Below are 19,838 nucleotides of genomic sequence, written 5' to 3'. Positions count from 1 at the left end.
TTACTTAATCTATCATATTTTTTCCGACCCTTTCAGTATATATTCCCTGAACCTGGATTGTCAATTCTTTTGCAGTGTATAATTCAGCCAGAAGCACGTCTTTTTTGTTTTCACCCTACTTTTGGCTGCCCATCCTGCTGAATCGGGTTCTTTGACAAATCCATCTTGTCCGCAGGTATAATCTTGGTCTTTTTCACGATCTTGCGGATCACATACAGGGCGATAAAGATCGGCAGTCCGATATAAGCTACCAGCACTCCGTACCAATCGACCCCGGAAGAAGTAAAGGCATAGTAGCCCTGACCCAAAATAACCGCCGTGCAGATGATGAGCGAATACCAGGTTCCGAAAGGATATAATTTGCTCTTGTACTTCAGTTCTGCCAGGTCTTTTCCCTGCACCTTGAATCCTTTCCTGAACCTCAGGTGGCAGATGCAGACTCCGAACCAGGTTAAAAATCCGGTCAGACCGGTGGCATTATAAAGCCAGGTGTATACGGCGCTGTCGCTGTCCAGGGAAGTGAGGAAACACAGGCAGGCGGTAAGCGCAGTAAAGAACACCGCAAATACAGGCACGCCGCTTTTGCTGACCTTTCCCAGGAACTTTGGTGATTTGCCCGACTCGGACATGGAATACAACAGCCGGCTTGCCGAATACAGCGTGGAGTTTCCGCAGGATAGGATCGATGTGAGGATGACTGCGTTCATCACTGAAGCCGCCATTGCGATGCCGCTCTTTTCAAAGATAATGGTAAAGGGGCTTACGGCTACGTTATCGATGTCTGCATTGAGCAGATCCGGGTTGGTGTAAGGAATCAATGTCGCTACGACAAAAATTGCTCCTATGTAAAACAGCAGAATCCGCCAGAATACACTGTTGATCGCTTTGGGAACGGTCTTTTCCGGGTTGACGCATTCTCCGGCTGCAATGGCCGTAGCCTCTACACCGACAAAAGAAAATCCGGCTACCATGAAAATGCTGAATACTGCAAAGCCTCCTCCAACAAAGGGTGCTTCATCCAGGGTCCAGTTGCTGAAGCCCGGGCTTTCAGACTGAAATACGCCGATGATCATCAGCACGCCTACGACCAGGAAAATAATGATGGTTACTACCTTGATTCCGGCGAACCAAAATTCAGCTTCTCCGAAAATCCCGGCGGAAAACATATTCAGCGCCAATAATAAAACGATAAAGATTGCGCTCCACATAACAGAAGAGCTGTTGGGGAACCAGAATTTCATGACGATCGCCGAAGCCACCAGCTCGGTTGCAACCGTCATTGCGCTGCAATACCAATAATTCCAGCCCATGGCAAAGCCAAAGGCCGGGTCGATGTAATCCGTGGAATAGGTTTCAAAAGCTCCCGGAACCGGCCGGTAGGTGGCCATCTCACCCAGGGCCGTCATTACGAAGTAGACCGCGATTCCGATGATGGCATAAGCCACCATGCTGCCTCCCGGTCCGGCCGTACTGATGGACGATCCGGTGGCGACAAAGAGTCCGGTCCCGATCGCTCCGCCGATGGCAATCATGTTCATCTGCCTCGGCTTCAGCTTTCGCTGCAATTTGTTGTTTTCTTTGTTCTCACTCATATAAGTTCTCCTTTCTGTGAGAGCCCGTCATCTTGCACCAGGGACGGATCATCCAGGATCAGCGAGACCGCTTTATTGAGAATCCGCGGCGTCCGCTGGAACAGGTCCTCTTTGCAGACCCGCTCTGTCAATTTGTGAAAGTCTTTGCCCCAGGGGCCGATGTTCATGCAAGGCATGGAGATCTGTTCAATCTCTGCCACCGGTATGCTGTAGAATTCTCCCAGCAGGGGCATGGAATTCTCCAGGGCCTCCAATGTTTTGCTGCCTTCTCTGATGCTGGTATAACTCAAATCGGATATTCCCGTGTAAAAATATTCTTTTGTATAGTGCTGTCCATAGTTCTTCCAGGTGTAATCGTCCAGATCGTCCGCCAGGTTTTTCACCGATTCGTCCAGCCGGTCAAAATACAAGTTGGAAACATTGGGATAATAGGGGGGGATCAAGCCGTATACAACCCGCGGGGACAAATCTTCAATGTAGTCGAATACGAATTCCACCAGAGCGAAATTGCTTTCAATTAAATTTATCGTTCCTTCCCGCATGCTCTGGGAAAGATGGGCGACCTTTTTCTGATAATGACCGCGGAATGTGTCGCCATACGCGGCAGCCGCTTCTTCGCACAGACTGTGAAAGTCCATGACCCGAACGTTCCAGGGCAGCTCTTTTGCTACAGGCTCCGCCACTTGGCAAAAGCGGGCATAGCTTTCGTTCATCTCATCCAAAACCTTGCAAAACGCCTGCGTACACACATGCTCTACTTTCTCCATCACCTCCGCCGGAGTCTGATTCAGCGTGAGAATGCTGAAGCATCCAGATGCAGAAAGGGGCATGGAAACGTCGTACTGCTTCTTGCTGTCTTTCAGGTAGAGCCAGGTCGGCGGCGGCGCGCTTTCTTTTCCTACCACATCGCTGAAGTCCATATTCAATTCGGTATTTCTTACGATCTCGCTCATCAGGTTCAATGGGTTAAAGCCTTCGAATACTTTTCCAATGTGGGAAAGGTAACCCCGCACATAAACGAAAGGCATCACCTTGCCTACCGAGCCTTCGGAAAAAATCCCTTTTGTGAAATCTTTCCGCTGATGGGGCTCTGAATTGATCATGATCTTATAATTGAGATGATAGGTTTCCTTCAGTTCAGCCAGAAGCTTTACGGCAGCCCGCATCCCTGCGGAAAGGTTTTCTTCATCAGGAACTGCGATGACAATCACGTTGCCTTTAAAGTCCTTTATCTCGCTGTAGCGCTGCAAAAGGGCAAGCTGTATGGAGCCTCCGCCTTTCATATCAGCCGTTCCCCGGCCAAAGAGGAAGGTCCCTTCTTCCAGATCTTTTTTTGCATCCTTTGGCAGGGAATCCTTTATTTTATACAGCTCCTGTTCCAGCTCGTCGGGGGAAAATGCATAGGATTTCAGCAATTTAAAATCCTCGACCTCCACCACGTCATTGTGGTGCACGAAAACAACCGTGTCATCCCCCGTTCCTTTGACCATGCCGTAGCATACCGCACGATCGAAGGAATCTCCCGGTATGGGCCAGGTGCCGAAATACTTAGGATGTGTCTTAAAATATGGGATTTCCGATAGATGGTCCATGAGGAATTGTTCCGCCTCTTTTTCCCGCTCTGTACAAGTAAAGCTTTGTGTCTTTATGTAGCGATACAGAAGATCGCGGATGTCCTGATCGATTTCTTGTAAAATGTCTTTTTTATCTCCCATTACGCAATTTTGCCTTTCTATTATAGTCTTGTAATCGGGCAGGTCAGGCAGGTCGGACCGCCGGTACCCCGATAGGAAAGTTCTTTTCCCTCATAGGTCATAACCGTAAGACCCAGATCCTTGAGCTTTTTCTCTATTTTGGAACAGCCCTTGATGAGGATCACTTTTCCCGGTTCCAGAGCCAGCAAATTGGTCCCCAGATAGTCGTATTCATCATCGTCGGCTTCAATGAGCATGAATCCTTTTTCCAACAGATATTCTCTGAAGAAAACAGGCATGAACTTGGAGTATACCACGGCCTTATCCGTGTCTACAAAGCTGATGATGCTCATCAGGTGGAGACAGGCATCTTCCCCTTCTCCATGAGGCATGGGAACGATGATGTACTCATCGACGATATCTTTTGTCAGTTCTTTGAACTGGCGGATTCCTTCATCATTGGTCCGATAGCCTCTGCCGATGGCGACTGTCTTTTCATCGATCCACAGAACATCTCCCCCCTCCATTTTTCCAGGTGCTTTAATTTCGCCCAGAGTGGGAACGCCGATGCTCTCCAAATATGCCTTCGTGGCCAGGTATTCTTTGCTGCGGAGCGCTTTTCCCATCGGGAAATAAATGGCGCCTTTCTTGGTGATCTTCAGCGGGTCATGGGTATAGATAGAATCCAATCCCGTGCGCTCATCCTGGGGAAGGTAGTAGACATTTTCTACATTTTCTTTGATATATTTCTCAAATACTGCATATTCTTTCAACACTGTTTCATAATCGGGACAGCCGAAATACTTGAACTCCTCCCAGGTTTTGTTGAGATTTTCCTGGCTGATAAAGGCTTGTTCTGGTTTCTTAATTAAAATCGACTCTATTTTTCCTACCATAGATTGACAACCGTATTTCATTTTTATACCTCCAAATGTTTTTTTATATACTATATACAAGTTCTATGCCAACTTCCGCACACTTGCAAAACAGCCCCAATTCCCCTAATATAGCGGTTTTTTCCTCTTTAACAAAATCTTGAAAGATCAAAAACGAAAAAAATCTTGCGCATCAACGCAAAATTTCTTTCGTTTTAGTAAGAATTCTTTTCAATTTGATATTTCTCCATTTTATATCTCAGCGCCTGCCTGCTGATATGGAGCTGCTTGGCCGCTTGGGTTACGCTGGATGTCTCACTGAGGATTTGATGTAAAATGGCTTTCTCAAAATCGCCCACAATCTCATTGATGTTTCTGTTTTGCGCCAGCTCTTTTCGCCACTTGCTCGTTTCCGCACTTCCGGCTTCCGGCGTTTTTTTATCATAGATGAGATGTTCCGGAATATCCCGGACCGTAATCTCATCGGATTTTGCCATATGAAAACCGTATTCAATCACATTGCGCAGTTCCCGCACGTTACCGGGCCAATGGTAGCTCATCAACATCTGCATCGCCAGCTCGCTGCAGCCTCGAATCTGTTTGCCGTTGTGGCTGTTGTAATAGTTTATATAATAATCCGCCAGCAGAGGGATATCTTTCTTCCGATCTCGCAGAAGCGGCAGGCGAATCTGAATTACGCCCAGCCGGTAATAGAGGTCGCGGCGAAGCTCCTGTGCTTCCAAAATATCTTTCGGTTCCCGGTTTACCGCCGATACAATGCGCACGTCGATTCGCCGTTCTGTTTCTTCTCCAACCCGCCGAATCTTATGTTCTTCCACAGCCTTTAGAATTTTTCCCTGGAGGGCGATATCCATGGAATTGAGTTCGTCCAAAAACAGTGTCCCGGTGTGGGCCGTTTCCAACAGCCCTTTTCTGTTTTCCGCACCTGTATAACTGCCTCTGACCGTCCCAAACAAGGTGCTTTCCAGAAGTCCTGCAGGGATCGCCGAACAGTTTTGGGAAACAAAGGGTCCTTTTGCCCGCATGCTGTGGCTGTGAATGGCCTGAGCTGCCAGTTCTTTGCCTGTACCCGTATCGCCGATGACCATGACCGGGGATTCACCGGCAGCTGCCCGCAGAATCTGCTCCTTAACTTCTATCATATGGGGATCCTGTGTTACCATGTCATCCAGACAGTAGTATCCATCCTCGCTGCCCTGCGGCTTTTCCCGCTTGTTGATTCGTTTGCTGGCCGGCTCGCCGTCAGGGCTCAGCATAATGGTCCCTTCCACAGCGCCGATGATCTCGCCGTTGAGCTCTATGGGATAGGTGCTGCAGGAAAAAGTCAAGGTCTTCCCGTTGCAGTCCGTAAGAGTCTGTACTTCATCAATGATCGGTTCTCCCGTTTTCATAACGCGAAAAATTGTGCTCTCCTCTTCGGTCAGCTCCGGGTAAATCTCCAACAGCGGCCTTCCCGTGAACCCTTCATTTGTTATGGAATGGTCCTCCAGATCGATCAGCGCGCAGTACTCGATGATTCCATTGCGGTCTGTAATCAGGATCGAATCCATATTATCGTAGATACCGCTCATTTGTTCCAAACAACTGGCAAACATTGCTGCCTCCTTCATGTCTATTTCGCAAAAACCTGAATGTCAACTGCAGAGCTCCCTTTGGCTGGGCAGCCTTTGCGCAGGTGTTATTTCCAATATTGCTGCATATAGCTTTCTGCCTTCTCTTCCGAAAGGGAAAATTTCCGCACAATCCGGGCCTTCGTTTCTGCTCTGGAAAGCTCCATATCCTGACAGAGCTCTATCAGGGCTGCAATTCCCTGTTCGATTCCCTGTTCAATGCCTTGTTTGATTCCCTTGTCGATGCCTTCCGATAACCCCTTCTGATAGCCGTCCTGCTCCCGAATCGTTTCGCACTCTTCTCTGCTCAGTTCATCATACAAAAAACTCATAACATCACCACCGTTCTTCTTTAGAAAATCTCGTAAGACTCCTTCTTTAATGCAGGTGTCTATGGATTGTTTGATGGCAGCTTCCAGGTCATTCGTTTTCTCCCAGTTTTTCCGTACCAGGTATATGAATCTGCTGTATTCGTTCAAAACCTTACAGCGCTCCAGAATTTCAGCTCCCTGTTTATAATTGACATTGATGACCTTTACAACTGCTTCTACCGATAGTGTAGCACATTTTTCAAGAAATGCGTCGGAAAGTTTTAAGTTTTCTTCAAGCGGAAGGTCTTCTTTTCCGTTATAGAAAACGTAGAGCTCTGGTGTGGGTATTTTGACCAGCTGCTTACTGTAAATGGCCTTGGAAAAATAGAATTTTTCATACTCTTTGGCGATGTACACCAGCATCCTCAGCGGCATGTTGGGGTTGATCGTCGATTGGTGTTCGATCAGGATGATCAGCCGCCCATCGATGATAAAGGCCAGGTCGTTCTTACGGTCACCGAAAATCACATCCTCTAAGGTGACGATTTGTATTTCGGTGTCCGAAGAATAGTTCCTGCCCGATAAGGCATTGTATAGCTCTAGGATTTTTTCTTTGTCATGGAACAACTTGCGGAATACGCTGTCTTTATAAGTTTGTTTTGCTTTTTTCATAGTTCTCCCTTTTGAATATAATATAACATTTTTTAACATTATATTACATTATTTGTAAACTATCAAGTGTGCAATCTTTTACAGCACAAAAAATTGCATGAATTTTGATCAGAGCCACAAAATTCATGCAATCACAAACACCTATCGGTTTTCCTGCATCCAAGCAGGCTCAGGCGGTCTTCATCTTCCGCCAGAAAACAGCGATCGCCGCAGCCACCAATATAATCCCATACCCAGCCACCCACCAAATATGCGGCAGCATTGCGCTGTAAGTCCCGTTGGCAGCAGCCTGCCCCATATCCACCGCATGGGCGAAGGGCAGCCAGTAAGCGGCTGTTTTAAAGGCTCCTCCAACCAAATCCAGACTGAACCAGGTTCCTGAAAGCCAGGCGGTCAGATTGGTGAGCAGCGCGCCGCATATGCCGGTAGCCGCTTTTTCATTGAACATGCTGCCGCACAAAAGCCCCATACCAATGAAAGTCAGCGATACCGGCAGCATCATAATCAGGGAAACAAAGGCTGAGATCGTCACCTCCATTCCCAGAAGAAATGCCACAAGATAGCAAATCACACTTTGAGCCAATGCCATTGGAAGCAGCGGCAGGGTATAACCCATAATAAAATCCCCTGCTGACATGGGAGTCGTCAGGAGTCTGTCCAGCATGGAAGTTTCCCGGTCGCGGGCAACGAGCTGGGCTGAAAAAAGCGCCATAAAGGAAAGGCCGAATACGGCGATCCCAGGGGCCAAACGGTCCAGGGGGAAAATTGGCTGCGGCGTGCTGCGGTTAATCGCGGTCAGCAGCAAGAGCAGGACCACGGGAAAGCCGATTCCAAAGATAAGAGAAATGGGATCGCGCAGGATTTCCTTAGCCGTTCGGTCAGCAAACACTTTCGCTTTCATTGCAGATCACCTCCTTTGGCCAGGCGTACAAAGGCCTCTTCAAAATTGGAAGTTCCGGATTTTTGTTTTAGCTCCACATCCGTACCAACCGCGCACAATTTTCCATCCTTCATAATACCGATTCGATCAGAAAGGGATTCGGCTTCTTCCAGGTAATGAGTTGTCAAAATGATGGTTGCCCGGCCTTTCAACCCGCGGATCACCGACCACAGTTCCCGTCTTGCAAGAACATCCAGACCTAAAGTCGGCTCATCCAGAAACAGAATCTGGGGATCGCCGATCAGGGCCATCGCGATGCTCAGCCTTCTCTGCCAGCCTCCGGAAAGCGTTTTGGCCTTTTTTCTTTCCATTTCCTCTAAGGAGCAGAGCCGGATCATTTCCGATACCTTTTCTTTTGCATCGGATCTACCAATTCCGTGAACGCCTGCCATCAGCTCCAGGTTTTCTCTGACCGACAGGTTCCTGGCAATGGCCGTTTCCTGCGGCGATACGCCAATACAGCCTTTCACCCTTTTCTCCCCAGTCTTAATGCTGTTTCCCAGGAGATACGCATCGCCGTCGTCGGGTCTGGTCAGGCACGAAAGCATCCGTATTGTAGTCGTTTTTCCCGCGCCGTTCACCCCCAGTAGCGCAAAAATTTCACCCCGCCTGATTGACAGGGTTAGATGATCCACCGCGACTTTTTTGTCATAGATCTTGGTAAGCCTGCAGATTTGAATTGTCGAATCCATGTTTTTCCTCCTTTATTTTTCCGGAAAATCAGGAACAAGCGCGATGGCATCAAAGAATTTTTGCAGATCCGTTTGAGCGACAATGGCGATGCCGCGCTCTTCGTCGCCAAGTATTAATAATTGATCGCCGGCTTTTATATGAAAGATTTCTCTTGCTTTTTTGGGAATCACGATCTGACCCCGCTCTCCAACGGTCACGCTTCCAAAGAGGTACTTGCCTTTGGGCGGAATCACAACACCCGAGTCTTCTTCCCGATAATTCACCAAATCATCCAGGCTGACATTGAACAGCCGGGCAATATTGCTGCAGGTGTTCAGATCCGGCATGGATTCGCCGCTTTCCCACTTTGCCACAGCCTGGCGGGATACATTTAATTTTTCCGCCAGTTCTTCCTGGGTATATTGATTGAGTTTTCTAAGCCTTTGTAAATTCGCACTTATCATATTTTTCCTACCTTTCATACCATCTATTATACGCGAATTCCCCGGATTCTCCACCAACTGGAGCTGACACGGATTCCACTTGTAGTTGCGCGCCCCGGATCTGCAGGCAAAAAGAAAGCCGGACCTTTTCAAGTCCGGCAATCCATCCTAACCTTTTTTATAATACAGGAAATATCGATTGCGCAGCATTTCCTGTATTTCAAAAAAGTTCACCTTGTGAAAGTGAGCGCGAAGCGCGAATAACGTTTCCAAAGGAAACTTTTTTATTCAGCCATTTTAGGCAGTCTTTCAGCAATCACGTTCATCAAGCTGTCTGTGCAAGGCAGCGGATCAACGAATTTGGCGTCGCCGATTACGGCAAAGGCCGCGTCATCGGTAGGAGCCAGCGCTCCGCCCAGAATTTCGCCCGCTTCCGCATATTTATACTTGGGCAGCATATCGTCCATTTCATCAGAAATATCGTATTCATCATCCCAGTCGAAATCCACTTCATAGACATGGGCGATTTCTGCTGCGATCTCCCAGTTGGAGAAGTCCACATCCTCAAAGATCGCCTTATCAACCGGCTGCAGTCTTCTTTCAGTGTTGGTATAAGTACCTTCTGTGCTGGCAAATCCAGTGGCAGGAATCACCACATCAGCCTTAGCCGCCGTTTCCGTCATATGTGTGTCGGAAACCATCAGGAATTCCAGTCCGGAAAGATCGGCCTGCGGCTCTTCGCCGAAGATCAGCAGTGCTTTCACGCCATCCAGTGCTTCCGCTCCTGCACGAACGCCCAGATCAATCAGGCCCTGTGAGTTGTTCTTGGATTTGACTTGAACGATGCCGTCACGAGGCGCACCAATGTGTCCAGAAAGCATCGCGATATTCGCGATCATCGATGCTGCTTCGGTAGTCACAAAGTTCTGAGTAAAGACGATCATCGCTTTCTTGGCATTTGCGTACAGCTCGGCAACACCGCCGCACTGGTCGCAGGTCGGCGCATCTGCCAGGCTCTTTGCGAAGGCATCAAACCCTTCTGCATCGGAAGTCTTGCCCATATCCAGCAGAGATTTGGCGACGCCCTTTAAGAAAGTCAGCTCGTTATCTACATAAATCACCTTTTCCGCAAAGTCAAAATGCTGTTCATAGCCCTGCGGATTTACCAGAATCACTTTGGCTCCATTTTCCGCCGCCTGTTTCAGCTTCAGCTGCATTACCGGATTGGATACGGTATCAAATCCGGTCGCCAGAATGACATCTGTAGACAGCAGTTCATCGATGGTGTTGGGAGAAGCATCAAATCCCAGCACCGGCGCAAGGCCGCTGGCTCTGTTGTTAAAGCAGAGGGTTTTAGCGCCCATGACCGAGGCCATCTTCTTCATTGCGTAAGCTTCTTCATTGGTATATCTGTCTGAAATCGCTACCGCTACCGCATCCTTGCCGTATTTTGCGGCAATGGACTGGCATTTCTTAGCTACCAGCACCAGCGCTTCGTGATAATCGGTTTCTCTAAAGCCTTCCGCATCCTTGATCAGCGGATCGGTCAGTTTATCCTCCAGCAGTGAGCAGTCGAATCCCCATTTACCTTTTCCGCAGGCCAGACCCTGATTGACAGGGCCTTCCTTGTCCGGATTGGCCTTGATCAGCATGTCGCCATAGCTTTCCAGCAGCAGGCTGCATCCTACCGAGCAGTAGGAACATGTGGTTTCCGTCACGTCGTTTTCCAGAGGAACTTCTTTAACCATTGTCGTTCTCTCCTGCAGCGCTCCGGTCGGACAAACGCTGACGCACTGGCCGCAGGATACGCAGCCGGATTCAACCAGCGGCTTTTCCAGATTTGGTTTTACAACCGTGTCAAATCCTCTATGTACCAATCCAAGGGCGCCGATTCCCATTACTTCATCGCAGACTCTCACGCAAAGGCCGCAGAGAATACACTTGTTGGGATCACGGACAATAAACGGATGGTCGTCTTCGAAATCAATTTTATTGATGTCACCCGACAGACGATCCGGTTTTACATCATACTGGTTGGCCAGATCGATCAACTTACATTCAAAATAATCGTGGCAGCCGCACTCCAGACATCTGTGTGCTTCTTCTTCCGCCTGTTCTTCCGTAAAGCCGACGGGAACGACTTCTGTGAAGTTGTCTTTTCTTTCTTCCGCAGGCAGAACGTCATATTTAGGTCTGCACTGGCGCTCTCTGTCTTCAAAGGTCTTTTCTGTGATATCGTCCCTTGTCACAACGTACGGCTTTTCATATTTCACCGACTCGCCGTTCAGGTAAGCGTCGATCACAGCGGAAGCCTTTTTCGCGTCAGCGATGGCTTCAACTGCGATGGAAATCTTGTCGTTTCCGCAGTCGCCGCCTGCAAATACGCCTGGCATGCTGGTCATGAAGGTGTCTTCATCGTATGCGATGGCATTCTTTCTCGTCTTATCGCAGTCAAAGATGCTAGCATCTACCGCCTGGCCGATGGCCAGAATCATCGTATCGATATCAATGGTTTCAGTCTTTCCTTCTACCGGAATCGGCCTTCTTCTGCCGGACTCATCCGGTTCGCCCAGTTCCATAATCTGCAGAACAACCTGTTTTACGTGTCCGTTTTCATCAGCCACGACTTCCAGCGGATTGGTCAGATTTTTAAAGATAACGCCTTCTTCTTCCGCCTCTTCAATTTCCAGCATATCGGCCGGCATCTCATCCTTGGTACGTCTGTAGATATTATAAACTTCCTTGGCTCCCAGTCTGACTGCGGTTCTGCAGGCATCCATAGCCGTGTTTCCGCCGCCGACGATGGCAACCTTTTCGCCCAGTTCAATTTCTTCGTTTCGAACTACTTTTCTCAGGAAATCGATACCGCCGATTACACCGTCAGCATCTTCTCCCTTACATCCGACGCCTGTGGAAATCCAGGCTCCGATTCCCAGCAGTACCGCGTCGTGATCTGCACGAACGGTATCAAAGGGGATATCAACGCCGATTTTGGTATTGGTTATGATGTTCACGCCCAGCTTTTCAATTGCGGAGATTTCCATATCGAGCACTTCCTTGGGAAGACGATATTCCGGGATGCCATAGCGGAGCATACCGCCGGCTTTGGGCATGGATTCAAATACAGTCACATCATGGCCCATCTGCTTTAGGAAATACGCAGCTGACAAGCCCATGGGGCCTCCGCCGATGACAGCGACGCTCTTTCCGGTAGCTGGTTCGCATTCCGGCAGGAACATTTCATCCTCCATCAGATCCTGGTCTGCGGCAAAACGCTTGAGCATCTGAATGGAGATAGGCTCGTCGATGAGTCCTCTGCGGCATTCTTCCTCACAAGGATGAGGGCACACTCTGCCCAGAGATGCTGGGAGAGGAATCTTATCCTTCACCAGTTCCAGCGCCTCGCCGTATTCTCCGTTGGCGATCAGTCCCACATACCCCTGGCAGTCGGTCTGAGCCGGGCATGCCAGAACGCAGGGAGGTCTGCAGTCGCCCACGTGATTGGAAAGCAGCAGCTCCAGGTTGGTCTTTCTCGATTCAATGACTCTCTTGGTATTGGTGCGAACGACCATGTTGGGCGCGATCTCGGTGGCACATGCCTTGAGAAGCTTGGGATTCCCCTCAGCCTCGCACATACACAGACCGCAGGAGCCGTAAATCTTGGTCCGTTCGTCAAAACACAGAGTCGGTATATAGATATCGTTTTCTCTGGCAACTTCCAGGATCGTCTGACCCGGAAGGCCCAAAACTTCTTTACCGTCAATATTTAATCTGAATTTATTCATTGGTCTTTTCCTCCTCTCTTACTCTACTGTAATGGCGTCAAACTTGCAGCTTTCCAGACATCTGCCGCACTTCACGCACTTATCCTGATCAATAACGTGTTTTCCTTTAACTTCTCCGGAAATTGCGTCCACAGGACATTTCTTGGAGCAGAGAGTACATCCTTTGCAGGCATCGGTGATCTCGTAAGTGATCAGTGCCTTGCAGGATTTTGCTGTACATTTTTTCTTGTAAATATGGTCTTCGTATTCGTTTCTGAAATACTTAATGGTTGTCAATACAGGATTGGGCGCAGTCTGTCCCAGACCGCACAGTGAACCGTCTTTGATCTTAACAGCCAGTTCTTCCAGAAGCTCGATATCGCCGTCGCGTCCCTCGCCGTTTGTGATTCTTTCCAGAATCTCCAGCATTCTCTTGGTTCCGATCCGGCAGTAGTTGCACTTTCCGCAGGATTCTTTTCTGGTGAAATCCAGGAAATATCTAGCCATATCGACCATACAGGTGGTTTCATCCATGACGATCATACCGCCGGATCCCACGATGGCGCCTGTCTTAGTGATATTTTCATAATCTACCGGTGTATCGATCAGGCTGGCGGGAATACAGCCGCCGGATGGTCCGCCCATCTGAACTGCTTTGAATTCCTTATCGTTTTTGATACCGCCGCCGATTCCATAGATGACTTCTCTGAGGGGCAGTCCCATGGGAACTTCCACCAGTCCGCCTTTTTTAATCTTTCCGGCCAGAGCAAATACTTTGGTACCCTTGGATTTTTCCGTGCCCATCGCGCCGAAAGCAGCTCCGCCGTTAAAGAGGATCCACGGTACGTTGGCCAAAGTCTCTACATTATTAATATCGGTCGGTTTCTGCCAATAGCCCTTTGCGGCAGGGAAAGGAGGCTTCAGTCTCGGCATACCTCTTTCGCCTTCCAAGGAAGCGATCAAAGCAGTTTCTTCACCGCATACGAAAGCTCCTGCTCCGGCTTTGATCCGGATGTCGAAATCAAAACCGCTTCCAAAGAGGTTCTTGCCCAAATATCCCTTTTCTCTGGCCTGATCCATGGCGATTTCCAGTCTTCTGATCGCCAGCGGATACTCAGCACGGCAGTAAATAACTCCTTCATTGGCGCCCATTGCGTACCCGGCAATGATCATCCCCTCCAGTAGGGAGTGGGGGTCGCCTTCGAGAACAGAGCGGTCCATGAATGCGCCCGGGTCGCCTTCGTCTGCATTGCAGACCAGATATTTCTCAGTGCCAGGGCTCTGTTTTGCAGCATTCCACTTGAACCAAGTCGGGAATCCCGCGCCGCCTCTGCCCCGCAGTCCTGAAATCTTGATTTCTTCGATTACTTCATCCGGTGTCATGGAGGTCACGACTTTTTCAATCGCTTTATATCCGTCTACCGCTATGTATTCGTCTATGTTTTCCGGGTTGATGACACCGCAGTTGCGCAGCACGACTCTCTGCTGTTTTTCCACAAACTGTTTATCTTCGTCGGAAATAGCCATGTCCTTTACAGGCTCGCCTTTTGCCAGGTGGCTGTCTACGATAGCCTCTACCTTGTCCGGCTGTACCTGGACGTATCTGGTCAAATCGCCGTTATCTTCATATACATCTACGATCGGCTCCAAATAGCATGTGCCTACGCAGCCCGTAATGTCGACGTCTACTTTCAGGTTTTTATCCGCGATTTGTTTTTCAAATTCAGCGGCTGTCTTTTTGGCACCTGTAGCAACGCCGCAGCTGCCCTGTCCGATTATTACCTTCATACTACTCTTCACCTCCTATGCTCTTTCCCGAATCTCTGCCAGAACTTCCTTGACAGAATCCTTTGTCAGATTGCCGTAGGTCTCGTCGCCGTCGGCACTTTTTACCATCATAACAGGAGCCAGCGAGCAGCATCCCAGGCAGGCTACGTTGTTCAGGGTGAACAAGCCGTCCTCCGTCGTCTCTCCGTCCTGGATATTTAAATATTCACAGATCGATTCTTCAATGGTATCCGCTCCATTTACGTGGCAGGCGGTTCCCTTGCAGAGCATGATCAGATATTTTCCGATCGGCTTCAGCCTGAACTGGGAATAGAAAGTGGCAACGCCGTAAATTTTGGCCGGTTTAATGCCTGTTGCCTCGGATATGTAATTGATAGCGTCAAAAGACAGATACCCGTAAATATCCTGAGCTTTCTGAAGAATTGTGATTAAGCTGCCGGGTACTTTTGCGTATTTGTCCAGCACCGGTGCTAGTTCCGTAAACTGGTCGACTTGATTCTGACCACAGCAGCAACCTTTTTCACTCATGTTAGTAACCTCCTAATTAATTTCATCGTCATACCTTTACAACGTGCAATATAGTCATTGTATCAAAGATAGGACATAAAAGCAATTAGAAGAGTTGGAATTAATGTCAGAAAAATATCAATTTTTTCTCTTTTCTTTCAGAAACCAGTTACAATGTTGAAAATTGAATCAAACACGGAATACTGATCGGAAGAAATATGCTGTGCAAATCTGCACGATATTGGATTTGAGGTATGAGAAATCCAGCTAAAAAAGAGCGGTGTGACAGGGTTTTAACAAGGAAAGTATTTGGTGGGCTGTCTGTCGCTGCCGGAGGGATTCTTCGGCGTGCGGCTCCTGCCTCTTTGGAAAGGTGCCGAATGTCATTCTTGGGCGGCATTCCCCGGCGGCCCGGCCTCGCATAAACTCGCATAAAAAAGTATCGGTAAAAGGTAGTTTGGTTCTCCAGTACTGACATTGCCGTATGAAGCCTGCGGGAATATCCGGTATTAGCGCCAGTAAACGATCAAAATTTCTCAGGGCAAGGACTGTTTCCGATATTTGTTTCAAGGTTATGCCCGACTTGACAAAGCGGACTGGGAAACGACCCAAAGAACCACTGCCTACTCTGCGGGGAAGCCGTACTCAATGAGAATCCTTAGTCTTCATCTCTTTTAAACAGCTTTTTCAAATCCAGCTCCATAACAAAGAGGGAGCCGACCAAAAGAATTGCTCCGGCATAAGCCCGCGGAAGGAGGACTTCCCCCGCGAAAAGGAAAGCCACGACGCCGGCGAATACCGGCTCCATGGCAAAGATGACGCCCACATGGGATGCGCTGGTATACTGCTGAGCGATGGCCTGCACGATAAAAGCAACGCCCGTACAAAACACCGAAAGGAAAATTACCGCGCCCCAAACCTTCCCGCTGGCGGGAAAATGGGGTTCTTCTGCGAAAAAAGCCAGAATCAAATTAAACATTCCCGTAAACCCCAGTTGGAAGACGCCCAGCTGAAAAGCATCTACTTCTTCCTTTGCCACAGCAGTTTCCGTGAGCAGCAGATCCACCGCATAGGCGGCAGCGCACATTATGCACAGCAAATCGCCCAGCGCCGGCTTTAGCTGATCATTGAGCGTCAAAAGGCCGATGCCGATGAGGCACATGACCACCACAAGCGCCAGCTTTTTATCCGGCACCTGCTTTTTAAAGAAAAAAGCGAAAACCGGAGTAAAGACCACCGTCAGCGCGCACAGAAAGCCAGAGTTGGACAAACTGGTATGCATAACACCAAAAGTTGCCCCTATGTAAACCAGCACCAGCGCCACCCCAATGAACAAGCTGTATTTCAATGTCGTTTTATTGACCGTTTTCAGTCTCGGGAACGCAGCGGCAAAGGCGATTAAAAACGCGCCCAGAAAGCGAAAAGCGTTCAACGTAAAAGGACCTAAGTCTCCCAGGCTCAGATCCATTAAAAAATAGGAAACACCCCAGCACAGGGTAACCAGGACCAGCATCAGGTCCGCTTTTACTTGCTTCGTCATATCCACTCCCCACCATACATCATATTTCAGCCACAAACAGCTCCAAAGCCAGCATCTGATCAAGAAGGCCGGTTTTTATATTACCATCGATCTCATAGGCCTTTGATAAAATCCGCTTCAGGCCTTCCGTAGAATACTTTTCTGTCACGCTCATGGCTTTCTTGATACGAAATTCATGGATGCCCAGATGTTTTTGTATTTGAGCCAGGCCCAGGCCCTCCTCCCGCATTTCCTTCACCTCCAAAATCAGCTCCAGCTGGGAAGAAATGAGAGCCAGCAAGCGATAGACCCCTTCACCGCTGACCAGCAGATTGTGCAGCAGGCGATAGGCTTCATCTTTGCGGTTTCGGCTGATGGCATCCAGCATGGCAAAGACATTGGTCTCCAGATTGGTGGAAATGGTCAGGGCCACATCTGCGGATACAATCTCATCGCCGCTGCTGTGGGCGATTATCTTTTTAATATCGTTCTCTAGATTATATAAATTATAGTCGATTTCTTTGTTTCCGTATCCGCTGTCCTCGATCAGCAGCTCGACCACAGAATTGCGGCAAAGCTTTCCCGACGCCTTGAACCGTTTCACAATAAACGACTTGAGCTGGGCGCCGCTCAGAGGGCCGAAATCATAGACCCGCCCCAGCTTAGCGGCAGCGGTCAGAAGCTTGCTCTTTTTCTTATTCTTCGGGTCGGGTACGCCTGCCGTTATGATTAACAGGCAGGTATCGGGAATATTTTTCAGGTATTCCAACAGTTCCTTTTCATCGCTTTCAGAAAAGCCCTTCAGCTTTTGCCCCAGGGCCGGCGGAAATTCCGGGATCAGTACCACTCTCCGCTCAGACATCATGCTCAGCGTTTCGCAGCTTTCCCGAATCGAATCGATGGTCAGGCTTTCCGGCTCCAGGCGGGTAAAGTCAAGCGTTTGACAGGCCTTATTTATATATTTTTCCAGCAGCTGTTCCGTCGCCCAATGCACCAGATACTGCTCCTCTCCGCACAGCAGCACCAGATTGGGGATATCCCCCGTTTTCAAATCCTTGCCGATCGTCTGGAAAGCATGCTCTTTTTTCTTATAATTCTGATATGCCATTTCACCCTCTATTCAATCATTTTTTGTATAGAAATACCCCTGCCGCCTTTTTCCAGGCAAATGCCAATGGCGCCGGAGGTATCGTTCCTATATACCATTATATCCTTTTCCCCGCATTTTTCAATAACAGCCTTCGCAGGGTGGCCGAAATTATTTTTCCCCACTTGAATCACGGCAGCCCGCGGAGATACGGCCTGAAGAAAATCACCCGATGAGCTGTATTTGCTGCCATGATGGGCCACTTTTAAAATGGTGGCGGTAAGGGTGGTGCTGCCGGAATAACGGTCCAGCAAAAGGCGCTCTCCCTCCTGATCGATATCCCCGGTTATGAGAAGGGAAACCTGACCCCATCGCAGCTTCATAATCAGACTGGAAGCATTTTCGTCTTCCTCATCAGCGGCCAGCTTTTCATATTCTTTCCCGCTGGCCCGCTCCGGCGCCAAAATATCCACATACACGCCTTCGCCTAATTTTACACTCTGACCCTCATAGAGATAAAGCATCCGGGCGCCGGTTTCATGTTTGAGTTCTTTTTCTTTTAAGCGATTGCCTTCAAAAACGCCGATGGTCTCCACCAGCCCCTCTCTTGCCAGAGAACGGATTCCCCCATAATGGTCCTCATGGAGATGGGTCACAAAAGCTGCATCTACCTTTTTGACGCCGTTTTTGAGAAGATAGGGTTTTAAAATCTTCTTCCCCACATCATAACGGATGCTCCCGCCTCCATCAAAAAGGTAGTTCTTCCCTTCCGGTGTACGGACATGGATGCAATCTCCCTGCCCTACATCAACAAAAACAATCTGCGCTTTTGAAAAGCCGTCATCCACTGCTGCCGCCGCTGTCATGGCTGTAATAAGAATTACCGCAGCGCCTGCTATAAGACGGGCTTTCTTTCTTCGAATAAACAGAATCCTGCCCTTTTCACAAACAAAGAAAAACAAAATCCCATAATAGAATGCCAGAAGAAAGACCGGCGGGCTTGCTACATCAAAGGAAGTCTTTCCTCCGGCGTAAAAAAAGTCGTTGATCCATACCAGCAGACGGCACCCCTGTTCAAAGAAAAAGGCGCAGAATTCAAATATGCGGTCCGAAACGCCCGATAAAACCAGCATGACGATCCCCACAGGCAGCAGGATTCCCGCCAGAAAAATAATCGGCAGGTTGGCTAAAAGGGCCCCCAGAGACACATAGTTGAACACATATGCCGTAAAGGGAGCCATTCCCGCTTGAATGGCCAGCGAGGAAAGGAACACTCCCTGATAAAACCGCTGAACAAAAGGAAGGATTACCCCCAGAGAGGCAACGGCCAGGAAGGACAATTGAAAGCCTACATGAAAAAGCTGGATCGGATTATAACAAAGCATCAGCACAAAGGTAAAGGACGCCGCAGAAAGCAGATCGTACCGGCGGTGGAGGAGCCCGGCCCCCAAATGAAGGATAATCATCGTGCCTGCCCGCACCACGGAAGGCGAAAAACTAGCCAGCGCCATATAAGACAGTAAGAAAAACAATGCTCCAATATAGAAAAGAGCACCTTTTCTCCCCCGCCACAAAAATGCAAAAAATCCATAGACAACTCCAATGTGCAGACCGCTGACCGCCAAAATGTGAGCAGTACCGTTTCTCTGAAAATCTTCATAAGTATCCTCAGACATAGCCGAACGATCGCCGAAGAGCATGGCCAATGCCATTGCTTTTACTTCCTGGTCAGTAAAGCGCTCCAGTTTATGTTCCAATCCGCCTTTGATCCGGCTCGTAAGGCGCAGGAACGCCGCCGGCTTTATCGCAAGCAGTTCCACACTGGAAGTCGTCATAACCGTGCCAATCCCGCAACTTTGAAGATATAGTCTATAATCGAAGCATCCCGGATTCCTCCGTTCCTGCGCCAATTCAGGCGTGCCGCAAAATGCAGCCCAGGACCCGGTCAAATCCCGATAATCATCCAGCTTTCCATAATAGTGAACCAAGGTGCGGCTGTCCTCTGTTTTTACTGTCATAGCATACCCCTGGTCCTTTTGCTGAATATCCGTCACCAGCCCCTCTATCCGGACCTGTCTTCCCACCTGCTGCACCATGGAGTCAGGCTGGTCTGCACAGGTCTGATTCCACCATCCGCCCATGGAAAACACACATACGAACAAACAAACCTTTGTCAGCTGCAAGCGGACCTGCAGCCGGTTTCCCACCTGCCCAAGCGCTGCGGCCGCGGCCAGTATGCCGATCCAAATCGCCTGATGGGCTTGCGAAAAAAAGGCAGCTGCAATCCCGCTGCCGAAGGCGATGGCAATAAAAATCATCGGTCTTCTCAAATGTCTCTCCCCC

Annotated in this window: 14 protein-coding genes; all 14 read right to left on the bottom strand. The window is 49.0% G+C overall.

Annotated features, from left to right (window positions below; all coding sequences use genetic code 11):
- Positions 1-110 precede the first annotated feature (110 nt).
- The 14 genes from NIA71_RS00865 to NIA71_RS00800 all read right to left on the bottom strand — a co-directional run bounded on the left by NIA71_RS00865 (position 111) and on the right by NIA71_RS00800 (position 19,825).
- Complete coding sequence (locus tag NIA71_RS00865; protein WP_148396644.1) at positions 111-1,592, bottom strand: amino acid permease; 1,482 nt, start codon at positions 1,590-1,592, stop codon at positions 111-113.
- Positions 1,589-3,307, bottom strand: a complete 1,719-nt coding sequence (locus tag NIA71_RS00860) for a M20/M25/M40 family metallo-hydrolase (RefSeq protein ID WP_148396645.1) — start codon at positions 3,305-3,307, stop codon at positions 1,589-1,591. Before NIA71_RS00860 ends, NIA71_RS00865 begins: the two co-directional genes overlap by 4 nt.
- Before the next feature lie 20 nt (positions 3,308-3,327).
- Positions 3,328-4,203, bottom strand: a complete 876-nt coding sequence (locus tag NIA71_RS00855) for a dimethylarginine dimethylaminohydrolase family protein (protein WP_148396646.1) — start codon at positions 4,201-4,203, stop codon at positions 3,328-3,330.
- Between the two features lie 173 nt (positions 4,204-4,376).
- Positions 4,377-5,777 (bottom strand): sigma-54 interaction domain-containing protein, encoded by a 1,401-nt coding sequence (locus NIA71_RS00850; RefSeq protein WP_253019379.1) that lies wholly within the window; start codon positions 5,775-5,777, stop codon positions 4,377-4,379.
- A gap of 83 nt (positions 5,778-5,860) precedes the next feature.
- Positions 5,861-6,775, bottom strand: a complete 915-nt coding sequence (locus NIA71_RS00845) for an Rpn family recombination-promoting nuclease/putative transposase (RefSeq protein ID WP_253019378.1) — start codon at positions 6,773-6,775, stop codon at positions 5,861-5,863.
- A 169-nt stretch (positions 6,776-6,944) separates the two neighbouring features.
- On the bottom strand, positions 6,945-7,676 hold the full coding sequence (locus NIA71_RS00840; RefSeq protein WP_148396649.1) for an ABC transporter permease: 732 nt from the start codon (positions 7,674-7,676) through the stop codon (positions 6,945-6,947).
- Positions 7,673-8,407 (bottom strand): ABC transporter ATP-binding protein, encoded by a 735-nt coding sequence (locus NIA71_RS00835; protein ID WP_253019377.1) that lies wholly within the window; start codon positions 8,405-8,407, stop codon positions 7,673-7,675. The genes NIA71_RS00840 and NIA71_RS00835 overlap by 4 nt, the downstream gene beginning before the upstream one ends.
- Positions 8,408-8,419: 12 nt before the next feature.
- Positions 8,420-8,851, bottom strand: coding sequence for a helix-turn-helix transcriptional regulator (locus tag NIA71_RS00830; protein ID WP_148396651.1), 432 nt, complete (start codon positions 8,849-8,851; stop codon positions 8,420-8,422).
- A 263-nt stretch (positions 8,852-9,114) separates the two neighbouring features.
- A complete protein-coding gene (locus NIA71_RS00825; RefSeq protein ID WP_148396652.1) occupies positions 9,115-12,615 on the bottom strand; it encodes an FAD-dependent oxidoreductase in 3,501 nt (1,166 codons plus the stop codon).
- An 18-nt stretch (positions 12,616-12,633) separates the two neighbouring features.
- Positions 12,634-14,382: an NADH-quinone oxidoreductase subunit NuoF gene (gene nuoF, locus NIA71_RS00820; protein WP_227754889.1), complete on the bottom strand. Its 1,749-nt coding sequence runs from the start codon at positions 14,380-14,382 to the stop codon at positions 12,634-12,636.
- Positions 14,383-14,397: 15 nt separating this feature from the next.
- Complete coding sequence (gene nuoE / locus NIA71_RS00815) at positions 14,398-14,910, bottom strand: NADH-quinone oxidoreductase subunit NuoE (RefSeq protein WP_148396654.1); 513 nt, start codon at positions 14,908-14,910, stop codon at positions 14,398-14,400.
- A 637-nt stretch (positions 14,911-15,547) separates the two neighbouring features.
- Positions 15,548-16,429 carry a DMT family transporter gene (locus NIA71_RS00810; protein WP_148396655.1) on the bottom strand — a complete coding sequence of 294 codons (882 nt, stop codon included), beginning with the start codon at positions 16,427-16,429 and terminating at the stop codon, positions 15,548-15,550.
- A 19-nt stretch (positions 16,430-16,448) separates the two neighbouring features.
- Positions 16,449-17,516 (bottom strand): DNA polymerase III subunit delta, encoded by a 1,068-nt coding sequence (holA, locus tag NIA71_RS00805; RefSeq protein ID WP_148396656.1) that lies wholly within the window; start codon positions 17,514-17,516, stop codon positions 16,449-16,451.
- 8 nt (positions 17,517-17,524) lie between these two features.
- Positions 17,525-19,825 carry a DNA internalization-related competence protein ComEC/Rec2 gene (locus NIA71_RS00800; protein ID WP_253019376.1) on the bottom strand — a complete coding sequence of 767 codons (2,301 nt, stop codon included), beginning with the start codon at positions 19,823-19,825 and terminating at the stop codon, positions 17,525-17,527.
- Between the last annotated feature and the right edge of the window lie 13 nt (positions 19,826-19,838).

Origin of the sequence: Ihubacter massiliensis, assembly GCF_024125305.1 — a bacterium.
Taxonomy (GTDB): domain Bacteria; phylum Bacillota; class Clostridia; order Peptostreptococcales; family Anaerovoracaceae; genus Hominibacterium; species Hominibacterium faecale.
This window is presented reverse-complemented; position numbering and strand designations above follow the sequence as displayed.

Coding starts and splice junctions, on each gene's coding strand:
- holA (WP_148396656.1), bottom strand. CDS start 17,516: ATGGCATATCAGAATTATAAGAAAAAAGAGCATGCTTTCCAGACGATC.
- nuoF (WP_227754889.1), bottom strand. CDS start 14,382: ATGAAGGTAATAATCGGACAGGGCAGCTGCGGCGTTGCTACAGGTGCC.
- NIA71_RS00855 (WP_148396646.1), bottom strand. CDS start 4,203: ATGAAATACGGTTGTCAATCTATGGTAGGAAAAATAGAGTCGATTTTA.
- NIA71_RS00860 (WP_148396645.1), bottom strand. CDS start 3,307: ATGGGAGATAAAAAAGACATTTTACAAGAAATCGATCAGGACATCCGC.
- NIA71_RS00850 (WP_253019379.1), bottom strand. CDS start 5,777: ATGTTTGCCAGTTGTTTGGAACAAATGAGCGGTATCTACGATAATATG.
- NIA71_RS00830 (WP_148396651.1), bottom strand. CDS start 8,851: ATGATAAGTGCGAATTTACAAAGGCTTAGAAAACTCAATCAATATACC.
- NIA71_RS00840 (WP_148396649.1), bottom strand. CDS start 7,676: ATGAAAGCGAAAGTGTTTGCTGACCGAACGGCTAAGGAAATCCTGCGC.
- NIA71_RS00810 (WP_148396655.1), bottom strand. CDS start 16,429: ATGACGAAGCAAGTAAAAGCGGACCTGATGCTGGTCCTGGTTACCCTG.
- nuoE (WP_148396654.1), bottom strand. CDS start 14,910: ATGAGTGAAAAAGGTTGCTGCTGTGGTCAGAATCAAGTCGACCAGTTT.
- NIA71_RS00845 (WP_253019378.1), bottom strand. CDS start 6,775: ATGAAAAAAGCAAAACAAACTTATAAAGACAGCGTATTCCGCAAGTTG.
- NIA71_RS00865 (WP_148396644.1), bottom strand. CDS start 1,592: ATGAGTGAGAACAAAGAAAACAACAAATTGCAGCGAAAGCTGAAGCCG.
- NIA71_RS00825 (WP_148396652.1), bottom strand. CDS start 12,615: ATGAATAAATTCAGATTAAATATTGACGGTAAAGAAGTTTTGGGCCTT.
- NIA71_RS00835 (WP_253019377.1), bottom strand. CDS start 8,407: ATGGATTCGACAATTCAAATCTGCAGGCTTACCAAGATCTATGACAAA.